This is a genomic window from Virgibacillus sp. CM-4 (assembly GCF_000445495.1).
GTDB classification, from domain to species: domain Bacteria; phylum Bacillota; class Bacilli; order Bacillales; family Amphibacillaceae; genus Virgibacillus; species Virgibacillus salexigens.
The window spans coordinates 1,201,944-1,225,052 of record NZ_AUQA01000002.1 but is presented as its reverse complement, the minus strand read 5'-3'; the positions used below and the strand labels follow the sequence as shown (position 1 = coordinate 1,225,052).

Here is a 23,109-nt window from a genome sequence, read left to right as displayed (position 1 = left end):
AGTAATAACGCATAGTGAGGAGGAGCAGTATGAAACAGTCGGCCGTCTTTTTAGATCGGGATGGAGTTGTCAATGAAGTTTTAACAAAGCGGGTGAAATTTGTAAATCAGCCTGCAGATGTTTACCTGTTAGAAGGTGTAGCTGAGGCAATAAAAATATGTAATGATTTAGGTTATAAGGTGTTTGTTGTGACGAATCAAGGTGGAATTGGACTAGGGTATATGAATGAGGAAAATTTACATGCGGTACATAAAAAGATGAAGGAGGAAATAGCTAAATCTGATGGGCATATTGACGATATTGCTTATTGCCCACATAAGCCCGATGCTAACTGCGCCTGTCGTAAGCCAAAACCAGAAATGATCTATACACTAGCAAGGAAACATCAAATTGATTTACAACATAGTTTTATGGTTGGTGATCGAGAAGTAGATGTGGAGGCTGGTAAGAAAGCGGGTGTAAAAACAATTCTAGTAGGAAACCGGCAAACAACAAGCAAAGCAGATTGGACTTTTCCAAATCTCCTAGCCGCAGCAGTGTTTTTATGTGATCTTCATAAGTCAAAAAAGTAAAGATGATTTTCATGATTCGTTCTAGTAAGTTGTATTACTGCCGAAAGAAAGGGAATATAACTATTCGAAAATCACAGTGAATGAAATAGGCAAGTTCCAAACGAGTAAGCAATTCCTAAGATCATTCCTCTGGAAAGCATGCCTATTTTGGATTGCGGTTCAATAGCTCAATGTTTGGAATTTAAGAAATATCCGTTTTTGTAATGTCTTAGTCCAGTTATACGTGGGTTGTTTTGCCGTTGTTATGCTGCTGTTGGCTATCCTTCTTTTTTAAGTTGGGAAATATTCGTTGTTCTAGTTTCTCATAGAAAATAAGTACTTTATCTACAACTAATAGTCTTGTTGTGAATTGAAAAGCAATCATTGCTGCGAATGTGCTTAAAATAATTCCCGCTGCTACATCGAAAGGATAATGTACCCCAACCCAAATCCGAGATATACCTACGCCTATAGCCAAGCTAATCCACATCCACCCACCTTTTCTTTGGAACAGCCAAAAGGTAAGACAAAATGAAAAGAATAAAATAGTATGGTCACTTGGAAAAGAGTTATCAACTTCATGCGTGATTAACTGGTTAACATTTGTTAGTTCGCAAAAAGGTTGGTTATTAAAATGAACACTGCTAGCTATAACTCCTAAGATCTCAGCAAGAAAGAAAGCAATCAAGGCACTCATAATCATACGTCTATGCTGTCTATGTCGAGTAAACCAAATAATAATTACACCAAACGCTAAGATAAAGGCAAGGTATTCAGCAATAAAGATAATGATTGGGTCGAGACTAGGGAATTGCTTACCTAAATTATTAATGAAACGAAATAAGCTATGATTTATTTGTAGAAGCTCCATAATATCACTATTTCCTCCTAAAGCGGTGAAACGACGATGGGTGCTGTAAAATTTTTCAAGTACCCAAGCCTGAAATATAAAAATTCGACAAATCTAATGCTTTTTGGTCGGCTTGATGAAAAATAAACAACTGCGTTTAGCTGATTTATATCATAAAAAAGGAGGATGATATGAACTTCAATGGTGATTAGGAAGTTTTATCTTGGGTTTATGTATTACTGGTAATTGAACAGAAGAGGCACTAATTGTCGATATATGATACTTGTCATATATCCTCCTTGATATTTATGCCTTCAGGTCTCTCTTAGATCGTATTAAGATGAAAGAAAAGCTATAAACTAGGAGGAAAACATGAGTAGACAAAAACAAGCTCAATTAAGGAAAAGTGTGGCTCGATTTGCGAATTCGGATGTAAAACGGAGCATACTCCAACTTATAAATACAATTCTACCCTTTATACTGTTATGGTACCTTGCTTACCAAAGTCTTGCCATTTCCATCTGGCTTACACTTGGTTTAGCTGTTGTTGCATCTGGATTCGTAATTCGAATATTTATTATTTTTCATGATTGTACCCATAGCTCTTTCTTTAAGAACCCAAAAGCTAACCGAATTATAGGAACCATCACAGGAGTTATTACTTTATTTGCGTTTGAAAAATGGAAACGCAGTCATGCGATTCATCATGCAACAAGCAGTAATCTAGACAAGCGTGGTACAGGCGATGTGTGGATCATGACGGTGGATGAATATTTAGAAGCTTCTTTTTGGAGAAAGCTAGCATACCGTCTATACAGAAACCCTATTGTTATGTTTGGGTTAGGTCCCTTGTATCTCTTCTTACTATCGAATCGGTTTAATCGAAAAGGCGCAAAGAGAAAAGAGCGATACAATACGTATGTGATTAATTTATCAATCCTAGTTATCTACGCTTGCTTAATTTGGGCAGTTGGCTGGAGTGCTTTTCTCATTATCCAGCTACCAATTTTATTTATCTCTGGGTCGCTAGGAATTTGGTTGTTTTATGTTCAGCACCAATTTGAGGATTCTTATTTTGAGAATGAAGCCGAATGGGATTATGTAAAAGCTGCTGTTGATGGAAGTTCGTATTATAAGCTGCCAAAGGTCTTACAATGGATGACAGGGAATATTGGTTTTCACCATGTACATCACTTAAGTCCTAAGGTACCTAACTATCATTTAGAACCTGCACACGAGTCAACACCGCCACTTCAGAAAGCAACAACGATAACATTACGAACGAGTTTGCAATCAATTCGTTTTCGTGTCTATGATGAAGCTTCAAAAACATTTATGAGTTTTAAAGATATCAAAGCGTTACAGAAAAAAACGACAAATGTATCGATGAAAACGAGTATTCAAGAAAAGTAATGTATGGGGCTTCAAGGGACTGACTTTTACGTCAGTCTTTTTTTATTTCAAAAAAGGGAAGTTGTCAGGTAAATATTTTGCTATACTTTACACATCGGATAAAGGAGGGCGAATAATGCAAAACTGGTATCATATTTTTCCAAAAAATACAGGATTAAGTGCTTTTGCGTGGGTTGTTTTTTGTTTATTGCCCTTTTATTTTATTGTCCGTTCGTCAAATTTTATAGAAATAGCTATTGGAATAGCGCTCATTGTGCTTTTCTTTACCACATATCGACTTGCTTTTATTAAAAAAGGATGGACGGTATATTTTTCTGTTAGTATTCAAATAGCCATTAGTATCGGAATGACACTATACTTTGGGTATGTATATTTTTCTCTGTTTTTAGCTTTTTTCATTGGTAATATGGATAATAAAAAAGGCTTTATTACTTTGTATGTCATTCACTTAGTCACAACGCTTTCAGCGGTTAGTTTTGGTTTTTATATGCATGGGCAACTCTTTTTACCGCAATTGCCGTTTATTGCCATCACGGTTTTCGGAGTCATTCTTCTGCCTTTTACACGCTATAACCGCAATAAACAGGACAAACTAGAGCATCAGTTGGAGGACGCGAATAAGAAGATAGCACAACTAATGGTTATTAAAGAGCGACAGCGAATTGCACGTGATTTGCATGATACCTTAGGACAAAAATTATCGCTTATTGGGTTGAAGAGTGATTTAGCAGGGAAATTAGTTCATATTGATCCAGAATCGGCAAGGAATGAATTAGGTGATATTAACCAAACAGCTAGAACCGCATTAAAAGAAGTGAGAGATATGGTATCCGAAATGAAAAATGTAAAATTAAAGGAAGAAATTATTCATGCAAAGCAGATGATTGATGCTGCGCAAATGCAATTATACACAGACATTGATGAAGATTTCATAAAGGCACCAGTTCTGTTAGAAAATGTATTAAGTATGTGTTTACGAGAAGCTGTAACTAATGTGGTAAAACATAGTTATGCTACGGAGTGTTTTATTAGTATACAACAAACTGCAAGTGATTGGGTGATGGAGGTGAAAGATAACGGGATCGGCAATTCTAATCTTTTGCAGCAAAATGAAGGCAACGGTCTTCGTGGTATAAAGGAGCGTTTGGAGTTTGTAAATGGCCGTATGAAAATAACTGGTTCAGAGGGTACTCAAATAACAATTCGTATTCCAACCGTAATCAAACAATCAGAAGGGAGGGCTTAGATGATTCGAATTGTACTTGCTGAAGATCAGACAATGTTGTTGGGCGCGCTTGGTTCCTTGCTTAATTTAGAGGAGGACATGAAAGTAGTTGGTAAAGCGAGTAATGGTGAAGAAGCTATTCGGTTAGTTAAGGAACAGCAACCGGACGTTTGTATGATGGATATTGAAATGCCGCTAAAGAGTGGGCTAGATGCTGCAGAAGCAATAAAAGATGAGCAATGTAAAGTAATTATCTTAACAACCTTTGCAAGATCTGGTTATTTTGAGCGTGCTAGGAAAGCACAGGTAAGTGGCTATTTACTTAAGGATAGTCCGAGTGAAGAATTGGCAAATTCGATCAGAGTTATCGTTAGTGGTCGTAAGGTTTATTCTCCAGAGCTTATTGATTTAGCGTATAATAACGAAAATCCGTTAACAGAACGAGAAGAGCAGGTCCTGCGCCTGTTAGCTGTTGGAGCGAGTACAAAGGAGATTGCCAAGAGATTATACATTACTACAGGTACAGTCCGTAATTATATATCTGTTATTCTTGATAAATTAGAAGTTGGAAATCGCATTGAAGCAATAGCTAAATACAAGGAATCCGGTTGGTTTGAGTAATTAGCTGAACCAAAAACCCTCCTTATTTAAGGAGGGTTTGTTTATACTAATCGGTCAATGCGCTCATCTAGGCTAGGATGCGTTGAAAAGATCGATGTCTTTTTCGTCCCATTAATTTTTAGCGTAGCAATTGAAGTTTCTTCTCCTCGTACGCGGTTTGAATATACACGTAACGATTCTAAAGCATGTCTCATCTTATCTTTACCAGCTAAGTCTGCCCCACCACGGTCAGCGTGGAATTCCCTATGTCTAGAATAAGCAAATACCACTAAGCTACCAAGGATGGAAAAAACAAGCTGGAACAGGATAATCGCAATAAAATGTACGATTGGAGCTAACTCTTCCTTTACAAAGCGACTCACAACAAACGCTGCAATACGAGCTAAAAAGACAACAAATGTATTTACAACTCCTTGTAATAAAGTCATGGTAACCATATCTCCATTTGAAATATGTGCAACTTCATGAGCAATTACCCCTTCAACAGCGTCATCATCCATTTCATACAATAATCCAGTAGATACTGCTACTAAAGAACGCTTCTTTGTCGCACCGGTGGCAAATGCATTTACTTCTCGCGAATCATAGATCCCTACTTCCGGCATGTGCATAAGCCCTGCTGCACGAGATAAGCGATGAACTTTCTCAACAACTTCTCTTTCACGCTGCGACATTTCCTTATTTGGGTCAATGACGCGAACACCCATCATTCGTTTCGCCATCCAACGTGACATCGCTAAGGAAATAAAGGAACCTGTAAAACCGATGACAGCACTAAATAAGAGTAATGTACCTAAATGAAGCTGACCGTCCTGCCCAATGTAGTTCCATGTTCCGGGAATGAGTGTAAAGATAATCGTGATGGTTGCTAGAACAAGAACATTTGTTAACAGAAAGTAAAAAATTCGTTTTCCCACAATCTCACCCTTTACCAATAGTCTTTTTTGTGAATCTTTCACATTAATTATATTATGCTAAAACAACACGTACAACCAATAATTCACTGTATTTTTGTAGGATTTGTTACAAAATAGGGTATGAATCTATATATCACTAAAATTACTTTTGATAACAAATTTACTTGACATAAGTTATATACTGGTTTACTATAGTTACATAAAGTAATTAGGTTGTTAAAAAGTAGTATGTGATTAACAGTTGTTAGTTACTTTATCGAATAATTATTTACAGCAAGGAGACAGTAAGCAATATGGGATTTCTTGATAAAATATTTTTTATAAAGGAGAAGAAACAGATGAGTAATGTTAAATTAGCTATTATTTATTACAGTTCAACTGGTATCAATTATCAATTAGCAAAATGGGCAGAAGAAGCTGGCAAGGCTGCAGGCGCGGAAGTACGGTTAGTGAAGGTTCCTGAACTTGCACCAGAGGCGGCAATTGAATCTAATCCAGCTTGGAAGGCACACTATGATGCAACAAAAGATGTAAAAGAAGCTACTTCTGACGATATTGAGTGGGCAGATGCAATCATCTTCTCAACGCCAACACGCTTTGGAAACGTAGCTTCACAAATGAAGCAATTTCTAGATTTGCAGGGTGGTCTATGGGCTTCTGGCAAAACAGTAAATAAAGTAGTAAGTGGGATGTCATCCGCATCAAATCCACATGGTGGACAAGAAGCAACGATTTTATCACTATATACATCGATGATGCATTGGGGTGCAATTATTGTACCACCAGGCTATACGGATGATGTTGCTTATGCAGCTGGTGGTAATCCATATGGTACAAGTGTCACGCAGGGTCAAGATGGTAACATGGTGGAAGACGTAGAAGCAGCAGTCAAGCATCAAACAAAACGTACAATTGAAGTTGCAGAAAAAGTAAATCAATAAATAGGAAAAAGCTGAATCGATGATTTCGATTCAGTTTTTTTATCTATCAGTGAATGGATGTTGTTTTCGATAGGGAATGCTACTACAAACAATATGAAATAAAGGAGTTGTCTGACAGTGGTATTACCGAAAGAGTCGGGGTTGGATCATAGCGTCAACCTTTTAAAAGAGGGGTATTGCTTTATTCCTAATCGAATGCGTGCTTCCAACACTTCTGTTATTCAAACGAGATTGCTGGGACAAAAAGTCATTTGTATTCGTGGACAGGAAGCAGCGGAACTTTTTTATAATCAAGATTTATTTAAGCGTCAAGGAGCGGCTCCCCGCCGGATTTTAAAGAGTTTATTTGGTAAAGGTGGTGTTCAGGGATTGGATGAACAAGCACATAAACATAGGAAAGCATTATTTATGGACCTAATGACTTGTGATAGTTTAAAGAAAATAAAGCAAATTGCAGAAAAACAATGGGAGATTGCAATAAAGCGATGGGAGGCTATAGAAGAAGTAGAATTGTTTCATGAGTTAGAGAAGCTCATGTGTATTACCGCTTGTCAATGGACAGGGGTGCCGATTCGTGCAATCAATCTTCACACAAGAACGTCTGATTTATCGGCAATGATTGATGCTTTTGGTGCAGCTGGACCGAGACACTGGCGAGGACGCATCGCACGAAAACGGGCAGAAAAATGGATTACTTATATCGTTGAAGAAGTTAGGCATAGTAATATCATCATTGATTCGAATACACCGCTTTACAAGATAACGTGGCATCGTGATTTATCGGGAGAGTTGCTAGATGTGCATACAGCGGCAGTAGAAGTTCTAAATTTATTACGTCCTATTACGGCAATCGGTCGTTTTATTACGTTTTCTACTTTGGCTCTATACGAATTTCCAGAAGCAAAACAGGAAATAATGTCTGGAGACAATCGTGATCAGAATAAGGAAATGTTTGTACAAGAAGTTCGGAGATATTATCCATTTGCTCCGTTTACAGGTGCACGAGTGAATAGAGACTTTACCTGGAATCATGTTTTGTTTAAAAAGAATACGTTAGTTTTACTTGATATTTACGGAACCAATCACGATAGTACACTATGGGAAAACCCATATACGTTTAACCCTAAACGCTTTTTGAAATGGGAAGGAAATCCTTTTAACTTTATCCCACAAGGAGGTGGGGAGTATGATTTGGGGCATCGTTGTGCAGGAGAATGGATCACGATTGAATTAATGAAGTCGAGCTTACATTTTCTAACGGAGCGTATGAGTTACGAGATTCCAGAACAAGATTTAAGATATAGTTTGAAACGTATGCCAGCAATCCCAGCTAATAGATTGATCATAAATCATGTTCGAAGATGTTCGTACTAGATTATGCTCCTCTAAGTTAGCTATCGTTGGGATAGCTCTCGCTTTTGTCATCGTTACCCTAAATTGATCTTGTAAGTAAGTACCCAGCTACTTTAGAAAATATGTTATTAGACTATAATTAGCAGGCAGCAACCACTCCTATTCTCTATAAGACATATATAAATTCGCTGTAGTTGTTCACTAAAAATTAACATAATGAAGTGTTTGAATAGGTGACAAACCACGGTGAAATCAGTAAAATTACTACAGAGAGAAAAGGAGGAACACTTCCATATGCGTACGATTCGTAAAAAATGTGCAGTGCTTGCTGATCATCCTGCTTTTTATAACACAATTATTATATTAATTATTTTGAATGCCATTTTGGTAGGTTTAGAAACATATAATTACATTGCGGAAAATTATTTGAATTGGATTTTCATTGCAGATCGTATCCTGTTGTGGATATTTACGATAGAGATTGTTATCCGTTTAATAGGTAGTTCATCTGTGAAGGCTTTTTTCAAAGATCCATGGAGCGTTTTTGATTTTGTGATTGTATTAAGTGGTCACTTATTAGTTGGGTCACATTATGTAATGGTTTTAAGAATCTTACGTGTCCTTCGTGTGCTTCGAGCTATATCTATTATTCCTTCATTACGAAAAATGGTTAATGCATTATTATTAACGATCCCATCGATGGGTACCATTATGTTGTTGCTTGGCATATTCTTCTATATATACGGTGTCATTGGTACAATGCTGTATCAGTCCATAGCACCAGAATATTTCGGAACACTTCACCAATCCTTATTAACACTTTTCCAAGTTATTACGTTAGAGTCTTGGGCAAGTGGCGTGATGCGTCCAATTTTAGCAGAAGATCCATCTTCTTGGTGGTATTTTGTGACTTTTATTTTGATTGGGGCGTTTGTCATCGTCAATCTGTTTGTCGGTGTTGTAGTAAATAATGTAGAGGAAGCGAATCGCGAGGATACACCATCACCGACTGATATTAAATTAGCAGAATTACAAGCGGAATTACAGGAAGTCAAAGAACTATTAAAAGAGAAAAAATAATTACATAAGCCCCCAATGTGTTAATACATTGGGGGCTTATGTTTGCTCTTATAATTAGATGTTAATCCATCAATTCAGATATGATCTCAAAGGAACGTTCTCTGTCTTCTTGATTATATATTTGGGCACTAATAATCATTTCATCCGCTTGTGTTTCCGTTAAGAAGTTCTCCAGCCCTTTTCGGACGGTTTCTTTACTTCCGATGATGGTTGTTCGTGGATCAAGTGATTGCTTAATTGCTTCAAGCTCCATTGCTGAAAAATGGGCTTCAATATCTTTGATTGGCGGTTTTAGTTTGGTAGGTTGCCCTCTCCGCATATTCAAGAATTGCTGCTGAAGGGAGGTAGCCAGATAATGTGCTTTCTCATCTGTGTCGGCAGCAATCACATTCACTCCTACCATCGCATACGGGTTTTCCATTACTTCTGAAGGCTGGAATTGTTCTCGATATAGATTTAATGCTGGAATTGTATATGCTGGTGCAAAATGACTTGCAAAGGAGAAGCTGAGCCCTTTTTGTGCAGCTAATCTTGCACTAAAGTCACTAGAACCAAGTAACCAAATTGGGATATCTAAACCTTGACCTGGAACTGATTTGACGTTTGAAACCGGATGATCCGAAAAGTAATCCTGTAATTCGTTCACTTGCATCGGAAAATCTTCTACACGCATGTTTAATGTCCGTCGTAATGCATAAGCGGTAGCTTGATCACTACCTGGTGCCCTACCTAATCCAAGATCAATGCGTCCAGGATAAAGGGATTCAAGTGTTCCGAATTGTTCGGCAATTACTAATGTTGCATGATTTGGCAACATTATTCCACCAGCACCAACTCGTATGTGATTCGTATTTTCAGCTATATGGCCAATAATAACAGATGTTGCAGAGCTTGCAATACCAGGCATATTATGATGTTCCGCTAACCAATAGCGATGGAAACCAAGTTTTTCTACATGCTTGGCGAGGTCTACACTGTTTTTGAAGGACTCTCTTGGGGTGCTTCCTTCATTTACAGGAGCCAAATCCAAGACAGAGAGGGGTATATTTTGAAATGTTCTTGAATGCTTTGCCATTTTATTCACTCCTAATCATTTCTTATGAAGAAATGATACGAGTATTTCATATAACCGTCCAATAATCAGCTCATTTATTTAAGCGTTTTCAAAAAAGGAATTAAAAGAAATTTTTCGATAAAAAATAAAATTTTTGTGAAATATTTTGTAAACTCCCCAAAAACCTTGGCATTGCATGCAGTTTAGATGAATAAAGTTTTTTAAAATAGGAAAAAGACAGCGTTTTCATTTATTAAATTTTAATAATTTTGTATTAAAATAACTTATCTGAATTTTGAGGTAAAATTAGTTTTATGATATTATAATCCTACTATACCTTTTTCCGAATGCGTAGAACAGTTTGAAAACTTTTATGGGAGTATTTTAGATTGCGGTAAATTATTCGACAATTTAAAATTTAAAGGCATATTTTAATGTCAAGAAAGGGGATGTTGGGATGCCGAAGAACGGATTTCCTGAACAACAGGGTCTTTATCATCCTGATTTCGAGCATGAAGCATGTGGAATCGGGATGATAGCAAATATAAATGGCAAGAAAACCCACAATATCGTACAGAATGCGATTAATATTCTTTGTAACCTGGAACATCGCGGGGGTCAGTCAGCTGATACTAGTACAGGTGATGGTGCTGGAATACTAACCCAAATTCCAAACCGATTCTTCCAAAAACAGTGTGCGAAGGAAGGAATTCATCTCCCGGATAAAGGTGAATATGGAGTTGGAATGGTATTTCTTCCACGAAGTCATGACATACGAATGGAATGCAAAAGGATGTTCGAACGGATTATTCGCGAGGAAGGACAACAGTTACTGGGATGGAGACCAGTTCCAATAAATGAATCTTTTATTGGGAAGGTTGCAGCGAAAAGCATGCCGACGATTCGCCAGATCTTTATCAAGAAACCCGAGGATGTTAAGGATCAAAAAGCTTTTGAACGAAAGTTATATGTCATTCGTAAACGAATCGAACAAGAAGCTGCAAAATCCCCTGAATATGAGGATGTCTATATTAGTAGCTTATCCTCAAGTACAATCGTATATAAAGGGATGTTAGTTCCTGAACAACTGGACGCCTTTTATATCGATTTAAACCATCCTGATTTTAAATCTGCTCTTGCGTTAGTTCATTCTCGCTTTAGTACAAATACCTTCCCGAGTTGGAAAAGATCTCATCCAAACCGTTATACCATTCATAATGGAGAATTTAATACGTTACGAGGAAATGTGAATTGGATGCGTGCAAGAGAGCAGCTTTGTTCATCAGAATACTTTACAGATGAAGATATGGAAAAAATCCTACCTGTGATTGATTACGAAGGCAGTGATTCATCAATATTTGATAATACTTTTGAATTTCTTCACTTATCAGGTCGTTCATTGGCACATACAGCGATGATGATGGTACCAGAACCGTGGGCGAATGATGACGCGATAAAAGAAGAAAAACGTGATTTCTATGAATACCATAGTACATTAATGGAACCTTGGGATGGTCCAGCAGCACTTGTTTTTTCTGACGGTACACAAATTGGTGCTTGTCTTGACCGTAATGGGCTTCGCCCAGCCAGGTACTATGTAACAAAAAGCGGCATGATTGTGCTTGGTTCAGAAGTTGGCGCCTTAGATATATTTGCTGATGACATTTTATATAAGCGAAGACTAGAACCAGGTAGAATGCTATTAGTAGATTTGGAAAAAGGAGTAATTGTACCAGACGAAGATATTAAGATGCAGATCGCATCTGAGCAGCCATATAAAGAATGGCTGAATAATAAAGTCGATTTAGACGACATTCCAGAGGTTATGTACCGACAGCCTGTATTTGGTGAAGAAAAATTAATTACGCAGCAACTTGCCTTTGGTTATACAAGAGAGGAATTAAATAAAGTTATTAAGCCGCTTGTAACGGATGGGAAGGACCCAATTGGTTCAATGGGATATGATTCGCCATTAGCAGTACTATCAAAGAAGCCGCAATTGCTCTATAACTATTTTAAGCAGTTGTTTGCGCAAGTAACGAATCCCCCGATTGATGCAATTAGAGAGAAGATTATCACGATGGTAGAAACAACGATAGGCTCCGAAGGGAATTTAGTACAACCAACTGCAGAAAGCTGTAGACATATACGGCTAAAAACACCGGTCTTGAAAAATGGAGAGTTAGAAAAGTTACGAATCCAGCAATTAGAAGGATTTAAGGCAAGTACATTATTTATGCATTTTGATATAAATGATGGTGAAAATGCATTGGAAAAAGCATTAGATCGTCTATTTACCGAAGCAGATGCTGCGATTGACGAAGGTGCTATTATTCTTATCTTGTCTGATAGAGGCATTACCAAAGACAAAGCTGCTATACCAGCATTATTAGCTGTTTCAGGACTACACCATCATTTAATTCGGAAAGGATTGCGTACGAAAGTTAGCCTACTACTCGAATCAGGAGAACCGAGGGAAGTACATCATTTTGCAACATTGATTGGCTATGGTGCGGAAGGCATTAATCCTTATTTGGCCTACCACTCAATTGAAGATTTAGTAGAGCGCCAAGAAATTGAAGGCTTATCAGAGAAGCAAGCCATTGAAAAGTATATTAAATCGGTTACCGACGGTATTATTAAGATTTTGTCTAAAATGGGTATATCGACGATTCAGAGTTATCGTGGGGCGCAAATTTTTGAAGCGATTGGCATTCAACAAAATGTAATAGATACGTATTTTACAAATACAGCATCAAGACTTGGTGGTATCGGGTTAGATTTAATAGAACAAGAAACACGTATGCGTCACCAAGCTGGATTTGTTGAAAATCGTGGAGGAAATAACACCTTGCAAGCAGGTGACGATTATCAATACCGCAAAGACGGAGAAGATCATCAGTATAATCCAAAAACAATTCACAAACTGCAACATGCTTGTCGAACAGGAAATTATGAATTGTTTAAAGAATACTCTCAGCTATTAACAGATGAAAAAGAAAACCTGCAATCCCTTCGTGGTCTACTTTCATTTAAAGACAGAAAACCTGTACCTATTGAGGAGGTAGAATCAGTAGAATCGATTTGTCATAGGTTTAAGACAGGTGCAATGTCTTTCGGATCTATTAGTAAAGAAGCACATGAATCGTTAGCAATTGCGATGAATCGGATTGGCGGTCGAAGCAATAGTGGAGAAGGCGGCGAATCAACCGACCGATTTACCAGGGATGAAAATGGCGAATTAAGAAGAAGTGCTATTAAACAGGTTGCGTCAGGTAGATTCGGTGTGAATAGTCATTATTTAGTGAATGCGGACGAAATTCAAATCAAAATTGCACAAGGAGCTAAACCTGGAGAAGGTGGGCACTTGCCAGGGAAGAAAGTATATCCATGGGTAGCTGAAGTGCGTGGTTCTACTCCAGGGGTTGAACTTATTTCTCCACCGCCACACCATGATATTTATTCGATTGAGGATTTGGCAGAATTAATCCATAACTTAAAAAATACGAATCCAAAAGCTCGTATAAGTGTCAAGCTCGTTTCTGCAGTAGGTGTTGGTACAATTGCTGCTGGCGTAGCAAAAGGGCGTGCCGACCTAGTATTAATTAGTGGGTATGATGGTGGTACAGGTGCTGCTCCTCGTACTAGTTTAAAACATACTGGATTGCCTTGGGAAATAGGTCTTGCAGAAACACATCAAACCCTATTATTAAATGGTTTAAGGGATCGAATTGTTGTAGAAACAGACGGTAAGATGATGACAGGAAGAGATGTTATTGTTGCTAGTTTACTAGGGGCAGAGGAATATGGTTTTTCTACTGCGCCACTCGTGGTACTAGGTTGTGTAATGATGCGCGTCTGTCATGTAGATACGTGTCCGGTTGGGATTGCTACGCAAAACCCAGAACTTCGAAAAAAATTCATGGGAGATCCAGATCACGTGGTTAACTTCATGAAGTTTATTGCACAAGAAGCTCGTGAATTAATGGCTGAGTTAGGGTTTAGGTCAATTAATGAAATGATAGGACGTACGGATGTATTGCAGTTTAATGAAGCCATTGATCATTGGAAGGCAAAGGGTGTTGATTTAACTGCCCTATTATATCAACCAGATGTTCCCGCTGAAGTCGGACGTTATGCAACGATTAGCCAAGACCATGGAATTGAAAAGACCCTTGATTATCAGGAGCTGATTCCAAACTGTAAACAGGCAATTGAAAAGAAGAAAGCAGTCGAATTTACAACAGCAATCCGTAATATCAACCGTGTAACAGGTGCCCTACTTGGTAGCGAAATAACAAGTCGTTATGGAGAACAAGGATTACCTGAGGATACGATTAAACTCAATTTTAATGGATCTGCCGGTCAAAGCTTTGGGGCATTTATTCCGCCTGGAATGACTCTAAGGCTGATTGGAGACGCAAATGACTTTGTTGGTAAAGGACTTTCTGGAGGGAAAATCATTGTACATCCAGATCCGATTGTTACCTTCCCTCCGGAAAAAAATACGATCATAGGGAATGTTGCATTCTATGGAGCCTCAAGGGGAGAAGCATATATCCGCGGGCTTGCAGGTGAACGTTTTGCTGTTAGGAATAGTGGTGCAACCATCGTTGTTGAAGGTGTAGGTGATCATGGCTGTGAATACATGACTGGCGGTACAGTGGTTGTACTAGGTAGTACTGGGAGAAACTTTGCTGCTGGTATGTCTGGTGGCGTTGCTTATGTATTCGATGAAGAGAATTCCTTCCGTGACAACGTTAATAAGGAATTGGTAAATGTAGAATCATTAGCAGATGAAGAAGAAATACAACGACTTTATCGAATTATTCAACAGCATGTGAACGAAACGAATAGTACGCATGCAGAACGTATCTTAACGTATTGGGATAAATATGTAAGTCAATTTGTAAAGATTATTCCAAAAGCATTTGTTGAGATAAATGAACGAATTACTACCTTAAGAGCTGGAGGTATGAGCAAGTATGACGCTGAAATGACAGCTTTTGAAGAGAGTAAACAACCAGTGAAAGAAGAGAAAAAAGAAGTAGGTGCCTTGCAATAATTTGTTTGCCTAACGAGAGAATCAATCAAAATAATTGATTGTACTGGTGTTTGGAAAGGGAGGCCTTTGATGGGGAAACAGACAGGGTTTATGGAATACAGCAGACAAGTAAGAAGAGAACGAGAACCTTCGATTCGTACGAAGGATTGGTACGACTACACGGTGCCATTAACAGATCAAGAAGTACAAACACAAGGGGCACGTTGCATGGATTGCGGCGTACCTACTTGTCATGTGGGAATGGAAATAAATGGGGTAACCTCCGGCTGCCCGGTTTATCATCTCATCCCTGAATGGAATCAACTTGTTTATGAAGGGAAATGGAAAGAAGCGCTAGCTCGGGAACATGAGCAAAATAATTTTCCAGAATTCACAGGTATTGCTTGCCCGGCTCCTTGTGAAGGGGCTTGTGTACTAGGTATCAATGAACCTCCGGTTGCAATTCGTACGGTCGAGCGTTCGATTATTGAAAAAGGGTTTGAAGAAGGATGGGTTGTTCCGAAACTACCACCGAAGCGTACAGGTAAAAAAGTGGCTGTTGTTGGATCAGGCCCAGCTGGACTTGCTGCTGCTGCACAATTGAACAAAGCTGGACATTTGGTTACGGTTTATGAACGTGAAGATCGTGTTGGAGGACTTCTCACATACGGGATTCCTGAAATGAAATTATCCTATGAAGTAGTAACACGACGAGTGGAAATTCTTGAGAAAGAAGGAATTACATTTATCACGAATACAGAGGTTGGTAAGGATATAACCGAGGAAGAATTAAGGCAAAACTTTGATGCAACTATTTTATGTGGAGGTGCTACTGTACACCGAGATATTCAAGTAGAAGGTAGTAATTTAAAAGGTATTCATCGTGCGATGGATTTTCTACACCTTAATACGAAAAGCTTATTAGATTCAGACTTGCAAGATGGGAATTATATTTCTGCTGCTGATAAAGATGTTATTGTAATTGGTGGGGGCGATACTGGAACAGATTGCTTAGCTACGTCTGTAAGGCATAATTGTAAGAGTCTGACGCAATTTGATATTTATGATAAAAAAGGATTGGTTCGTGATATGGAAACCAATCCATGGCCACAATACCCTACCATTCATCGTGTGGAATATGGACACAAAGAAGCAGCGAGTGTATTAGGCGAAGACCCTCGTGCCTATGCTGTAATGACGAAGAAATTCGTAGGTGATGAGCATGGCCATGTTAAAGAAGTGCATACAGTTAATGTAAAACTTCGTTATGATGAAGAAGGAAATAAAGTGCGTGATGAAATACCGGGAACAGAAAAGGTTTGGCCTGCTGATCTTGTGCTAATAGCGATTGGGTTTAGTGGACCGGAACAAGATCTACTCGATCAGCTGCAAGTAGAAACAACCGCAAAATCTACGGTTGCTGCTGATTATGATGATTTTAGAACCAATGTAGAAGGTGTGTTTGCAGCCGGTGATATGCGCCGAGGCCAAAGCCTGATCGTCTGGGCGATTAATGAAGGTCGTGGCGTTGCAAGAGAATGTGATCGATATCTTATGGGAGAAACGATGTTACCATAACAAGTGTAAAAGGTGTATCAATATTCTTTTCTAAAGGATATTGGCACCTTTTTCTTTTTGAATAGCTGCATGATTAGCCAACCTGTGTTTGCAACAAGATCATAGATGCAGTAAGATAGTAAGGTGAATGAAAACTTTTTACGGTGGAACGGTAAATCAATGTCTTTGCGTTGTTAAGAAGACTAGATTTTCTAGAAATGAGGGTAGATAATGAGTAAACCATCCATTTATGGACTGACATACGAACAGCTTACAGATTGGTTGATAGAGCATGGCCAGCAGCGTTTTCGCGTGGATCAAGTTTGGAATTGGCTATATAAGAAACGTGTCAATCATTTTTCTGACATGAACAATGTGAACAAAGAAACGATCGCTTTACTCGAGGATCATTTTATATTAGGAACGTTAGAAGAGGAAATTAAACAAGAATCTAAAGATGGTACAATTAAGTATTTGTTTCGGCTAGCTGATGGCAATTTAATTGAAACGGTGTTGATGCGGTTTAATTATGGATTGTCTGTATGTGTGACCACACAAGTTGGCTGTAATATTGGTTGTACATTCTGTGCTAGTGGATTATTGAAGAAGAATCGAGACTTGTCAAGTGGTGAGATCGTAGAACAAATTATGAATGTACAAAAGCATTTGGATTCTCGTGGAGAAGATGAGAGGGTAAGTCATATTGTTGTTATGGGTATTGGTGAGCCTTTTGATAATTTTACAAACTTGATGGACTTCTTATATGTTGTAAATGATGATCGTGGGCTAAATATTGGTGCTAGACATATTACAGTTTCAACAAGTGGATTAGCCCATAAGATTTATGAATTTGCTGATACCGGTATTCAAGTAAACCTTGCTATCTCTATTCACGCTCCAAATAATGAGCTGCGTACGCAGATTATGAAGATCAATAAAGCATTTCCAATTGAAAAATTGATGAAGGCTGTAGATTATTACTTAGAGAAAACCAATCGTCGAATTACGTATGAATATATTATGCTAAGAGATGTAAATGATCATAAAGAAGAGGCTTTGCAATTAGCGAAGCTGTTATATGATCATCGGCATTTAGCCTATGTGAATTTGATTCCTTATAATTCCGTTGATGAACATAACCAATATCAGCGTAGTGAATCGACTTCTATCCAAGCTTTTTTTGAGACCTTGAAGGAACAAGGGATTAATTGTGGTGTGCGTTGGGAGAACGGTGCAGATATTGATGCAGCCTGCGGGCAGTTACGTAGTAAACAAATAAAGAAAAAGAACGTAGGTTAGAAATAAACCCTAAGTGTCACGTGACACTTAGGGTTTATTCATTATAAAAATCGTTTCCTCGTCTCAGGAGAAGGTAACGTACAGCTTTGTTTATGTCCGAACCATTTATATCGGTGATTGGCAATAATCCCATATAGGAAGTCCCGTATTGGCCTAGGAACGATAATAAATCCATATAGCAGCTTCCAAGCACCTTTTAATTCTTTACATATCTTCAGAGCTGCAGTTGATTTAAAATACGTATGATGCCCGTCAATTAGGATGAAACTATTTATATCAGTTGGCACATGATTTATTTTTAGTAGTTCCTGTCCAGCGTCTCCCTGAATGGAGGCGAAGTTAAATTGTTCTTGCTTATCGCGTTTTAAAATAAACTGAACACTTTGATCACAAAAGTTACAAACACCGTCAAATAGGATAATCTTGCTCATATTCGCTCACTCCTTATGGAATAAAGCTGTTCCTTAATTAAATTATAACATGCTGTTTCTGGTTATTCATAGTTTTGAAGGAGTTGGAAATAGTAAGTACAAATACAATGAGAGGGTGTTTGTACATGGGTGATGAAAGGAAAAACGAAAATAAAAAGCAAGAACAATTAGAACCATTTAAAGTTGATGATGCAAAGAAGCATTTGACGACGAATCAAGGTCTAAAAGTAACTAATGATGAATTGTCCTTAACTGCTGGTGAACGTGGACCGACTTTGATGGAAGATTTTCATTTCAGAGAGAAGATGACACATTTTGACCATGAGCGTATCCCCGAACGAGTTGTTCATGCTAGAGGATTTGCTGCACATGGTCACTTTGAAACGTATGAATCGATGAAGGATATTACGAAGGCAGGATTTTTACAAAAAGCAGGGCAAAAAACACCAGTATTTGTCCGTTTTTCAACGGTGGTCGGATTCCGTGGCTCTGCAGATACTGTTAGAGATGTTCGGGGATTCGCGACGAAATTCTATACAGAAGAAGGAAACTATGATCTTGTTGCAAATAATATGCCTGTATTTTTTATACAGGACGGTATTAAGTTCCCTGATGTTATTCATGCTCTAAAACCGGAACCAAACAATGAAATCCCTCAAGCTTCTTCTGCCCATGATACTTTTTGGGACTTTGTTGCGAATAATCAGGAGTCCGCACATCAGGTGATGTGGTTAATGTCCGATCGAGCTATACCACGGAGTTTTCGAATGATGCAGGGGTTTGGTATCCATACATTTCGTTTTGTAAATGATCAAGGGAAAACCCATTTTGTGAAATTTCATTGGATTCCAAAGCTAGGAGTACACTCCCTAGTATGGGACGAAGCACAAAAAATCGCCGGTAAAAATCCAGATTTTAACAGACAGGACCTATACGACGCAATTGAGAACGGAGACTTTCCAGAATATGAACTAGGAGTTCAAGTGATTGAAGAAAAAGATGAGTTTGCATTTGACTTTGACATTTTAGATCCGACGAAAATCTGGCCTGAGGAAGATGTTCCTATCCAAGTTATTGGGAAAATGACCCTTAATAAAAACGTAGATAACTTTTTTGCAGAGACGGAACAAGTCGCATTTCATCCAGGCCATGTCGTACCAGGTATTGACTTTACGAATGACCCACTTTTACAAGGAAGATTATTTTCTTATACAGATACCCAGCTGATTCGTTTGGGGGGGCCGAACTTCCACGAAATCCCTATCAATCGCCCTGTATGTCCATTTTTTAATAACCAGAGAGACGGCTACCACCGACAAACGATTAATAAGGGAAAAGTGGCTTATCACAACAATTCATTGATAGCAAATACGCCAATGCCAGCCACTGAGCAACAAGGGGGCTTTGCACATTATCAGGAAAAGGTGGAAGGCCGCGTAATACGGTCAAGAAGTGAGAGCTTCAACGATCATTTCACACAACCAAAATTATTTTGGAATAGTATGACTCCTCCTGAGCAGCAACATATTAAAGACGCGTTTAGCTTTGAAGTTGGGAAAGTGAAGGATAGGAATGTACGGCAGCAAGTAGTTGATATGTTTGCTAATATTGAACACGAACTGGCTGCATATATTGCTGAAAAAGTTGGAGTAACCGTTCCGAATAAGCATGCAGTAGATAATCAAAAATCCTCCCAAGCATTGAGTCAAACCCATTTTGCGTTTTCCCCTGCAACTAGAAAAGTTGGAGTTATACTAGCGAATGGGTTTTCCGATCAAGAGATTGTAGAAATACTTGATCAGTTAACTGCCAGTAACATTCAATATGAAATTATTAGTGATCATCAAGGCAAGGTGACAGGTGAAAATGGGACAGATTTGATGGTCAATCACACTTTTACAACAACAAACGCTGTTCTTTATGATGCTATTTATGCTGGCGGTGGGAAAGAAACCAATCAGGCATTTGATCGTTCCACAACGGAATATTTAGAGGAAGCTTTTCGTCACTATAAGGCCTTAGGGGCTACACAAGAAGGAAAGGAATGGCTGAAGGCAAGTAATATCCAAGTTGGAGCAGGAGTAATTGAGGAAAAAGGCGCAAAACAATTTGCAGCACGTTTTATAGAGGCTGTTGCTGCCCATCGTCATTGGGATCGAGTCATTAATTGAGACGAAGACAAAAGCAGCTTATACCTAGAATAATCCGAACGATTTCAGTCGAATCTGTTCGGATTTTTTGTTTACTAAAAACATGTTCTATCACCCCCCTGTATGTTTAATGCATGCTTTTGGGTTACCTATTTCGGTGTGTCCCAGCCCCTTGTTTGTTTAATCAATCATTACCCAGGGAACAGTTTTAGGAAAGTTATCCATGCGGTCAAAGCCTAAGGCGTGTTATCTATAATTACTTCGATAAGGAGGAGCGATATTTATGTCTAAAAAGCATAATGAAAATCGTAAACAAGAACAATTAGATAAGTTCCGCGTAGATGATAGTGGCAAAGAAATGTCTACCAATCAGGGTCTTAAGGTATCGGAAGATGAGTTTTCTTTAAAAGCAGGTGAGCGTGGTCCGACGTTAATGGAAGACTTTCAATTTCGAGAGAAAATGACGCATTTTGATCACGAACGCATCCCAGAAAGGATTGTGCATGCTCGTGGTTACGCTGCTCATGGAGAGTTTGAATTATATGAATCAATGAAGCCCTATACAAAAGCTGATTTTTTACAGGAACCAGGAAGGAAAACCCCTGTATTTGTCCGCTTTTCAACAGTAGCTGGTTCAAAAGGATCTGGAGAGCTTGCTCGTGATGTGAGGGGATTTGCCACGAAATTTTATACGGAAGAAGGGAATTATGACCTCGTAGGAAATAATATTCCTGTATTCTTTATTCAAGATGCAATGAAATTCCCAGATTTAATACATGCTGTTAAACCGGAACCACATAATGGGATTCCACAGGCAGCCTCCGCACATGATACTTTTTGGGATTTTGTTGCTAATAATCAAGAGACGGCTCATATGGTCATGTGGCAGATGTCTGATCGTGCAATACCACGTAGCTTTCGAATGATGGAGGGCTTTGGTGTTCATACGTTCCGATTTGTAAATGAAGAAGGAAAGGCTCATTTTGTGAAGTTTCATTGGAAGCCAAAACTGGGAGTTCATTCTACCGTATGGGATGAGGCACAAAAAATAAATGGTAAGAATCCTGATTTTCATCGTGCTGATTTATATGAATCGATAGAGAATGGCGATTATCCAGAATTCGAGTTTGGTGTCCAATTAATTGCAGAGGAAGATGCACATACATTTGATTTTGATGTATTAGATCCTACAAAAATTTGGCCAGAAGAGGATGTACCAGTCAAAATTATTGGTAAAATGACCTTAAATCGTAATGTTGATAATGTTTTTGCAGAAACAGAGCAAGTAGCATTTCACCCTGGTCATGTGGTACCAGGAATTGATTTTACGAATGATCCATTATTGCAAGGGCGTTTGTTCTCTTATACAGATACCCAGTTAATTCGCTTGGGTGGGCCTAATTTTCATGAATTACCAATTAATCGCCCTGTTTGTCCGTTTCACAATAATCAGCGAGACGGATATGGTCGACACACATTAAATACGGGTCAGGTTAGCTACCATAACAATTCTCTAGCAAATAACACACCTAAGCCTGTAGCTCCAGCTAATGGAGGATACCAGCACTATCAAGAGAAGGTAGAGGGTAGAAAAGTACAAGCAAGAAGTGAAAGCTTCAAAGACCATTTTACTCAGGCAACGCTTTTTTGGAATAGCATGAGTGATATTGAGAAGCAGCATATTAAAGACGCGTTTAGTTTTGAATTAGGTAAAGTAGAAAGTGAAGCGGTCAGACAGCAGGTTGTAGATATGTTTGCAAATGTTAATCTGAAAATGGCGCAGGAAGTTGCAGAGAACATTGGTGTAGCACCACCACAATCGGGCGGTTCAGATGTTACTAAGTCTTCTCCTGCTCTTAGTCAGGAAAATACAATAAAAAAAGCAAAGACAAGAACAGTTGCGATATTAGTAGATGAGAAGTTTCATAGTGAGGATGTGATGTTGGCTGTGAGGGGACTTCAAGATAAAGGGATACATTTAGAATTTGTCGGAAAAAAACGTGGTGAAATTACTAGTAATAGTGGAAATTCGATTAATGCTGATCATAGCTTCTTAACTGTCGATTCTGTTTTATATGACGCAGTTTATGTCGTTGGTGGGGAAGATCAAGACCTTGACTTTCAACAAAAAGCGATGGATTTTGTAAAAGAAGCTTATGCTCATTACAAGCCAATTGGGGCTACAAATCAAGGGATGGGATTAATTGAAAATAGTGCAATTGCAAATAAGCCAGGAGTTATTCTAGAAGCAGCGATTAATAGATTCATAGGCCGTTTTTCACAAGCAGTTGCTGCACATCGATTCTGGGATAGGGAAGTCAGTTAATCTACTAAAGATAACTTGAAGCGAAGCGAAGGGAAACTCTCCCTTCGTTTTTTTGGAGGGTCTATTCTCTCACTCCTATCATCTGCTGGATCTCAAAGTTGATTCAGTAATTTTTTTAAGTATATTGGTAATCTACTCATACATAGTTACATTAATCAAGGGGAGATTGTTAACTATCTTGACACTATTAATTAACAAATTATTACATTTTAAGTCTTGTTTACTATTTTGTTTACATGTAAACAAAATAGTAAACAAGTGTATTCAAAAAAGTAAACATGTATACAAATATGTGTA

At 38.4% G+C, this 23,109-nt stretch carries 16 protein-coding genes; 12 read left to right on the top strand and 4 right to left on the bottom strand.

What is annotated here, in order from left to right; genetic code table 11:
• Positions 1-29: 29 nt before the first annotated feature.
• The gene (locus M948_RS29205) at positions 30-572 is read left to right on the top strand and encodes a D-glycero-alpha-D-manno-heptose-1,7-bisphosphate 7-phosphatase (protein ID WP_021289983.1); all 543 of its coding nucleotides are present in this window, start codon (positions 30-32) and stop codon (positions 570-572) included.
• A 217-nt stretch (positions 573-789) separates the two neighbouring features.
• Here M948_RS29205 and M948_RS29200 read toward each other — a convergent pair whose 3' ends face one another.
• On the bottom strand, positions 790-1,422 hold the full coding sequence (locus tag M948_RS29200; RefSeq protein ID WP_021289982.1) for an undecaprenyl-diphosphatase: 633 nt from the start codon (positions 1,420-1,422) through the stop codon (positions 790-792).
• A 351-nt stretch (positions 1,423-1,773) separates the two neighbouring features.
• Between M948_RS29200 and M948_RS29195 the strand changes: the two genes are divergently transcribed.
• From M948_RS29195 to M948_RS29185, 3 genes are all read left to right on the top strand, one after another.
• Positions 1,774-2,814: a fatty acid desaturase gene (locus tag M948_RS29195; RefSeq protein WP_021289981.1), complete on the top strand. Its 1,041-nt coding sequence runs from the start codon at positions 1,774-1,776 to the stop codon at positions 2,812-2,814.
• A gap of 115 nt (positions 2,815-2,929) precedes the next feature.
• Positions 2,930-4,060: a sensor histidine kinase gene (locus M948_RS29190; RefSeq protein WP_021289980.1), complete on the top strand. Its 1,131-nt coding sequence runs from the start codon at positions 2,930-2,932 to the stop codon at positions 4,058-4,060.
• On the top strand, positions 4,061-4,660 hold the full coding sequence (locus M948_RS29185) for a response regulator transcription factor (RefSeq protein WP_021289979.1): 600 nt from the start codon (positions 4,061-4,063) through the stop codon (positions 4,658-4,660).
• Positions 4,661-4,701: 41 nt separating this feature from the next.
• Here the strand turns inward: M948_RS29185 and htpX are convergent, their stop codons facing one another.
• On the bottom strand, positions 4,702-5,577 hold the full coding sequence (htpX, locus tag M948_RS29180) for a protease HtpX (protein ID WP_021289978.1): 876 nt from the start codon (positions 5,575-5,577) through the stop codon (positions 4,702-4,704).
• Positions 5,578-5,915: 338 nt separating this feature from the next.
• On the opposite strand from htpX, the gene wrbA reads away from it, so the two are divergent.
• The 3 genes from wrbA to M948_RS29165 all read left to right on the top strand — a co-directional run bounded on the left by wrbA (position 5,916) and on the right by M948_RS29165 (position 8,951).
• Positions 5,916-6,518: an NAD(P)H:quinone oxidoreductase gene (gene wrbA / locus M948_RS29175; protein ID WP_031335223.1), complete on the top strand. Its 603-nt coding sequence runs from the start codon at positions 5,916-5,918 to the stop codon at positions 6,516-6,518.
• A gap of 117 nt (positions 6,519-6,635) precedes the next feature.
• Positions 6,636-7,892, top strand: coding sequence for a cytochrome P450 (locus M948_RS29170; RefSeq protein WP_021289976.1), 1,257 nt, complete (start codon positions 6,636-6,638; stop codon positions 7,890-7,892).
• Positions 7,893-8,165: 273 nt separating this feature from the next.
• Positions 8,166-8,951, top strand: coding sequence for an ion transporter (locus tag M948_RS29165; protein ID WP_021289975.1), 786 nt, complete (start codon positions 8,166-8,168; stop codon positions 8,949-8,951).
• A 61-nt stretch (positions 8,952-9,012) separates the two neighbouring features.
• On the opposite strand, the gene M948_RS29160 is transcribed toward M948_RS29165, so the two are convergent.
• Positions 9,013-10,026 carry an LLM class flavin-dependent oxidoreductase gene (locus M948_RS29160; RefSeq protein ID WP_021289974.1) on the bottom strand — a complete coding sequence of 338 codons (1,014 nt, stop codon included), beginning with the start codon at positions 10,024-10,026 and terminating at the stop codon, positions 9,013-9,015.
• A 436-nt stretch (positions 10,027-10,462) separates the two neighbouring features.
• Between M948_RS29160 and gltB the strand changes: the two genes are divergently transcribed.
• The 3 genes from gltB (at position 10,463) to rlmN (ending at position 17,905) form a co-directional block, all read left to right on the top strand.
• Positions 10,463-15,070: a glutamate synthase large subunit gene (gltB, locus tag M948_RS29155; RefSeq protein ID WP_021289973.1), complete on the top strand. Its 4,608-nt coding sequence runs from the start codon at positions 10,463-10,465 to the stop codon at positions 15,068-15,070.
• A 69-nt stretch (positions 15,071-15,139) separates the two neighbouring features.
• Positions 15,140-16,627, top strand: a complete 1,488-nt coding sequence (locus tag M948_RS29150; protein WP_021289972.1) for a glutamate synthase subunit beta — start codon at positions 15,140-15,142, stop codon at positions 16,625-16,627.
• Between the two features lie 210 nt (positions 16,628-16,837).
• Positions 16,838-17,905: a 23S rRNA (adenine(2503)-C(2))-methyltransferase RlmN gene (gene rlmN / locus M948_RS29145; protein ID WP_021289971.1), complete on the top strand. Its 1,068-nt coding sequence runs from the start codon at positions 16,838-16,840 to the stop codon at positions 17,903-17,905.
• Between the two features lie 41 nt (positions 17,906-17,946).
• Here the strand turns inward: rlmN and M948_RS29140 are convergent, their stop codons facing one another.
• The gene (locus tag M948_RS29140) at positions 17,947-18,336 is read right to left on the bottom strand and encodes a thiol-disulfide oxidoreductase DCC family protein (RefSeq protein ID WP_021289970.1); all 390 of its coding nucleotides are present in this window, start codon (positions 18,334-18,336) and stop codon (positions 17,947-17,949) included.
• A 125-nt stretch (positions 18,337-18,461) separates the two neighbouring features.
• On the opposite strand from M948_RS29140, the gene M948_RS29135 reads away from it, so the two are divergent.
• Together M948_RS29135 and M948_RS29130 are read left to right on the top strand one after the other, a co-directional pair.
• Entirely contained in the window at positions 18,462-20,507 is a 2,046-nt protein-coding gene (locus M948_RS29135; protein ID WP_021289969.1) for a catalase, read from the top strand.
• 262 nt (positions 20,508-20,769) lie between these two features.
• On the top strand, positions 20,770-22,812 hold the full coding sequence (locus M948_RS29130; protein WP_021289968.1) for a catalase: 2,043 nt from the start codon (positions 20,770-20,772) through the stop codon (positions 22,810-22,812).
• Positions 22,813-23,109 lie beyond the last annotated feature (297 nt).

What these genes read in the sequence shown, in the direction of transcription:
- M948_RS29205 (WP_021289983.1), top strand. Translation starts at nt 30, where the DNA reads ATGAAACAGTCGGCCGTCTTTTTAGATCGGGATGGAGTTGTCAATGAA.
- M948_RS29200 (WP_021289982.1), bottom strand. Translation starts at nt 1,422, where the DNA reads ATGGAGCTTCTACAAATAAATCATAGCTTATTTCGTTTCATTAATAAT.
- M948_RS29195 (WP_021289981.1), top strand. Translation starts at nt 1,774, where the DNA reads ATGAGTAGACAAAAACAAGCTCAATTAAGGAAAAGTGTGGCTCGATTT.
- M948_RS29190 (WP_021289980.1), top strand. Translation starts at nt 2,930, where the DNA reads ATGCAAAACTGGTATCATATTTTTCCAAAAAATACAGGATTAAGTGCT.
- M948_RS29185 (WP_021289979.1), top strand. Translation starts at nt 4,061, where the DNA reads ATGATTCGAATTGTACTTGCTGAAGATCAGACAATGTTGTTGGGCGCG.
- wrbA (WP_031335223.1), top strand. Translation starts at nt 5,916, where the DNA reads ATGAGTAATGTTAAATTAGCTATTATTTATTACAGTTCAACTGGTATC.
- M948_RS29165 (WP_021289975.1), top strand. Translation starts at nt 8,166, where the DNA reads ATGCGTACGATTCGTAAAAAATGTGCAGTGCTTGCTGATCATCCTGCT.
- M948_RS29160 (WP_021289974.1), bottom strand. Translation starts at nt 10,026, where the DNA reads ATGGCAAAGCATTCAAGAACATTTCAAAATATACCCCTCTCTGTCTTG.
- gltB (WP_021289973.1), top strand. Translation starts at nt 10,463, where the DNA reads ATGCCGAAGAACGGATTTCCTGAACAACAGGGTCTTTATCATCCTGAT.
- M948_RS29150 (WP_021289972.1), top strand. Translation starts at nt 15,140, where the DNA reads ATGGGGAAACAGACAGGGTTTATGGAATACAGCAGACAAGTAAGAAGA.
- rlmN (WP_021289971.1), top strand. Translation starts at nt 16,838, where the DNA reads ATGAGTAAACCATCCATTTATGGACTGACATACGAACAGCTTACAGAT.
- M948_RS29140 (WP_021289970.1), bottom strand. Translation starts at nt 18,336, where the DNA reads ATGAGCAAGATTATCCTATTTGACGGTGTTTGTAACTTTTGTGATCAA.
- M948_RS29135 (WP_021289969.1), top strand. Translation starts at nt 18,462, where the DNA reads ATGGGTGATGAAAGGAAAAACGAAAATAAAAAGCAAGAACAATTAGAA.
- M948_RS29130 (WP_021289968.1), top strand. Translation starts at nt 20,770, where the DNA reads ATGTCTAAAAAGCATAATGAAAATCGTAAACAAGAACAATTAGATAAG.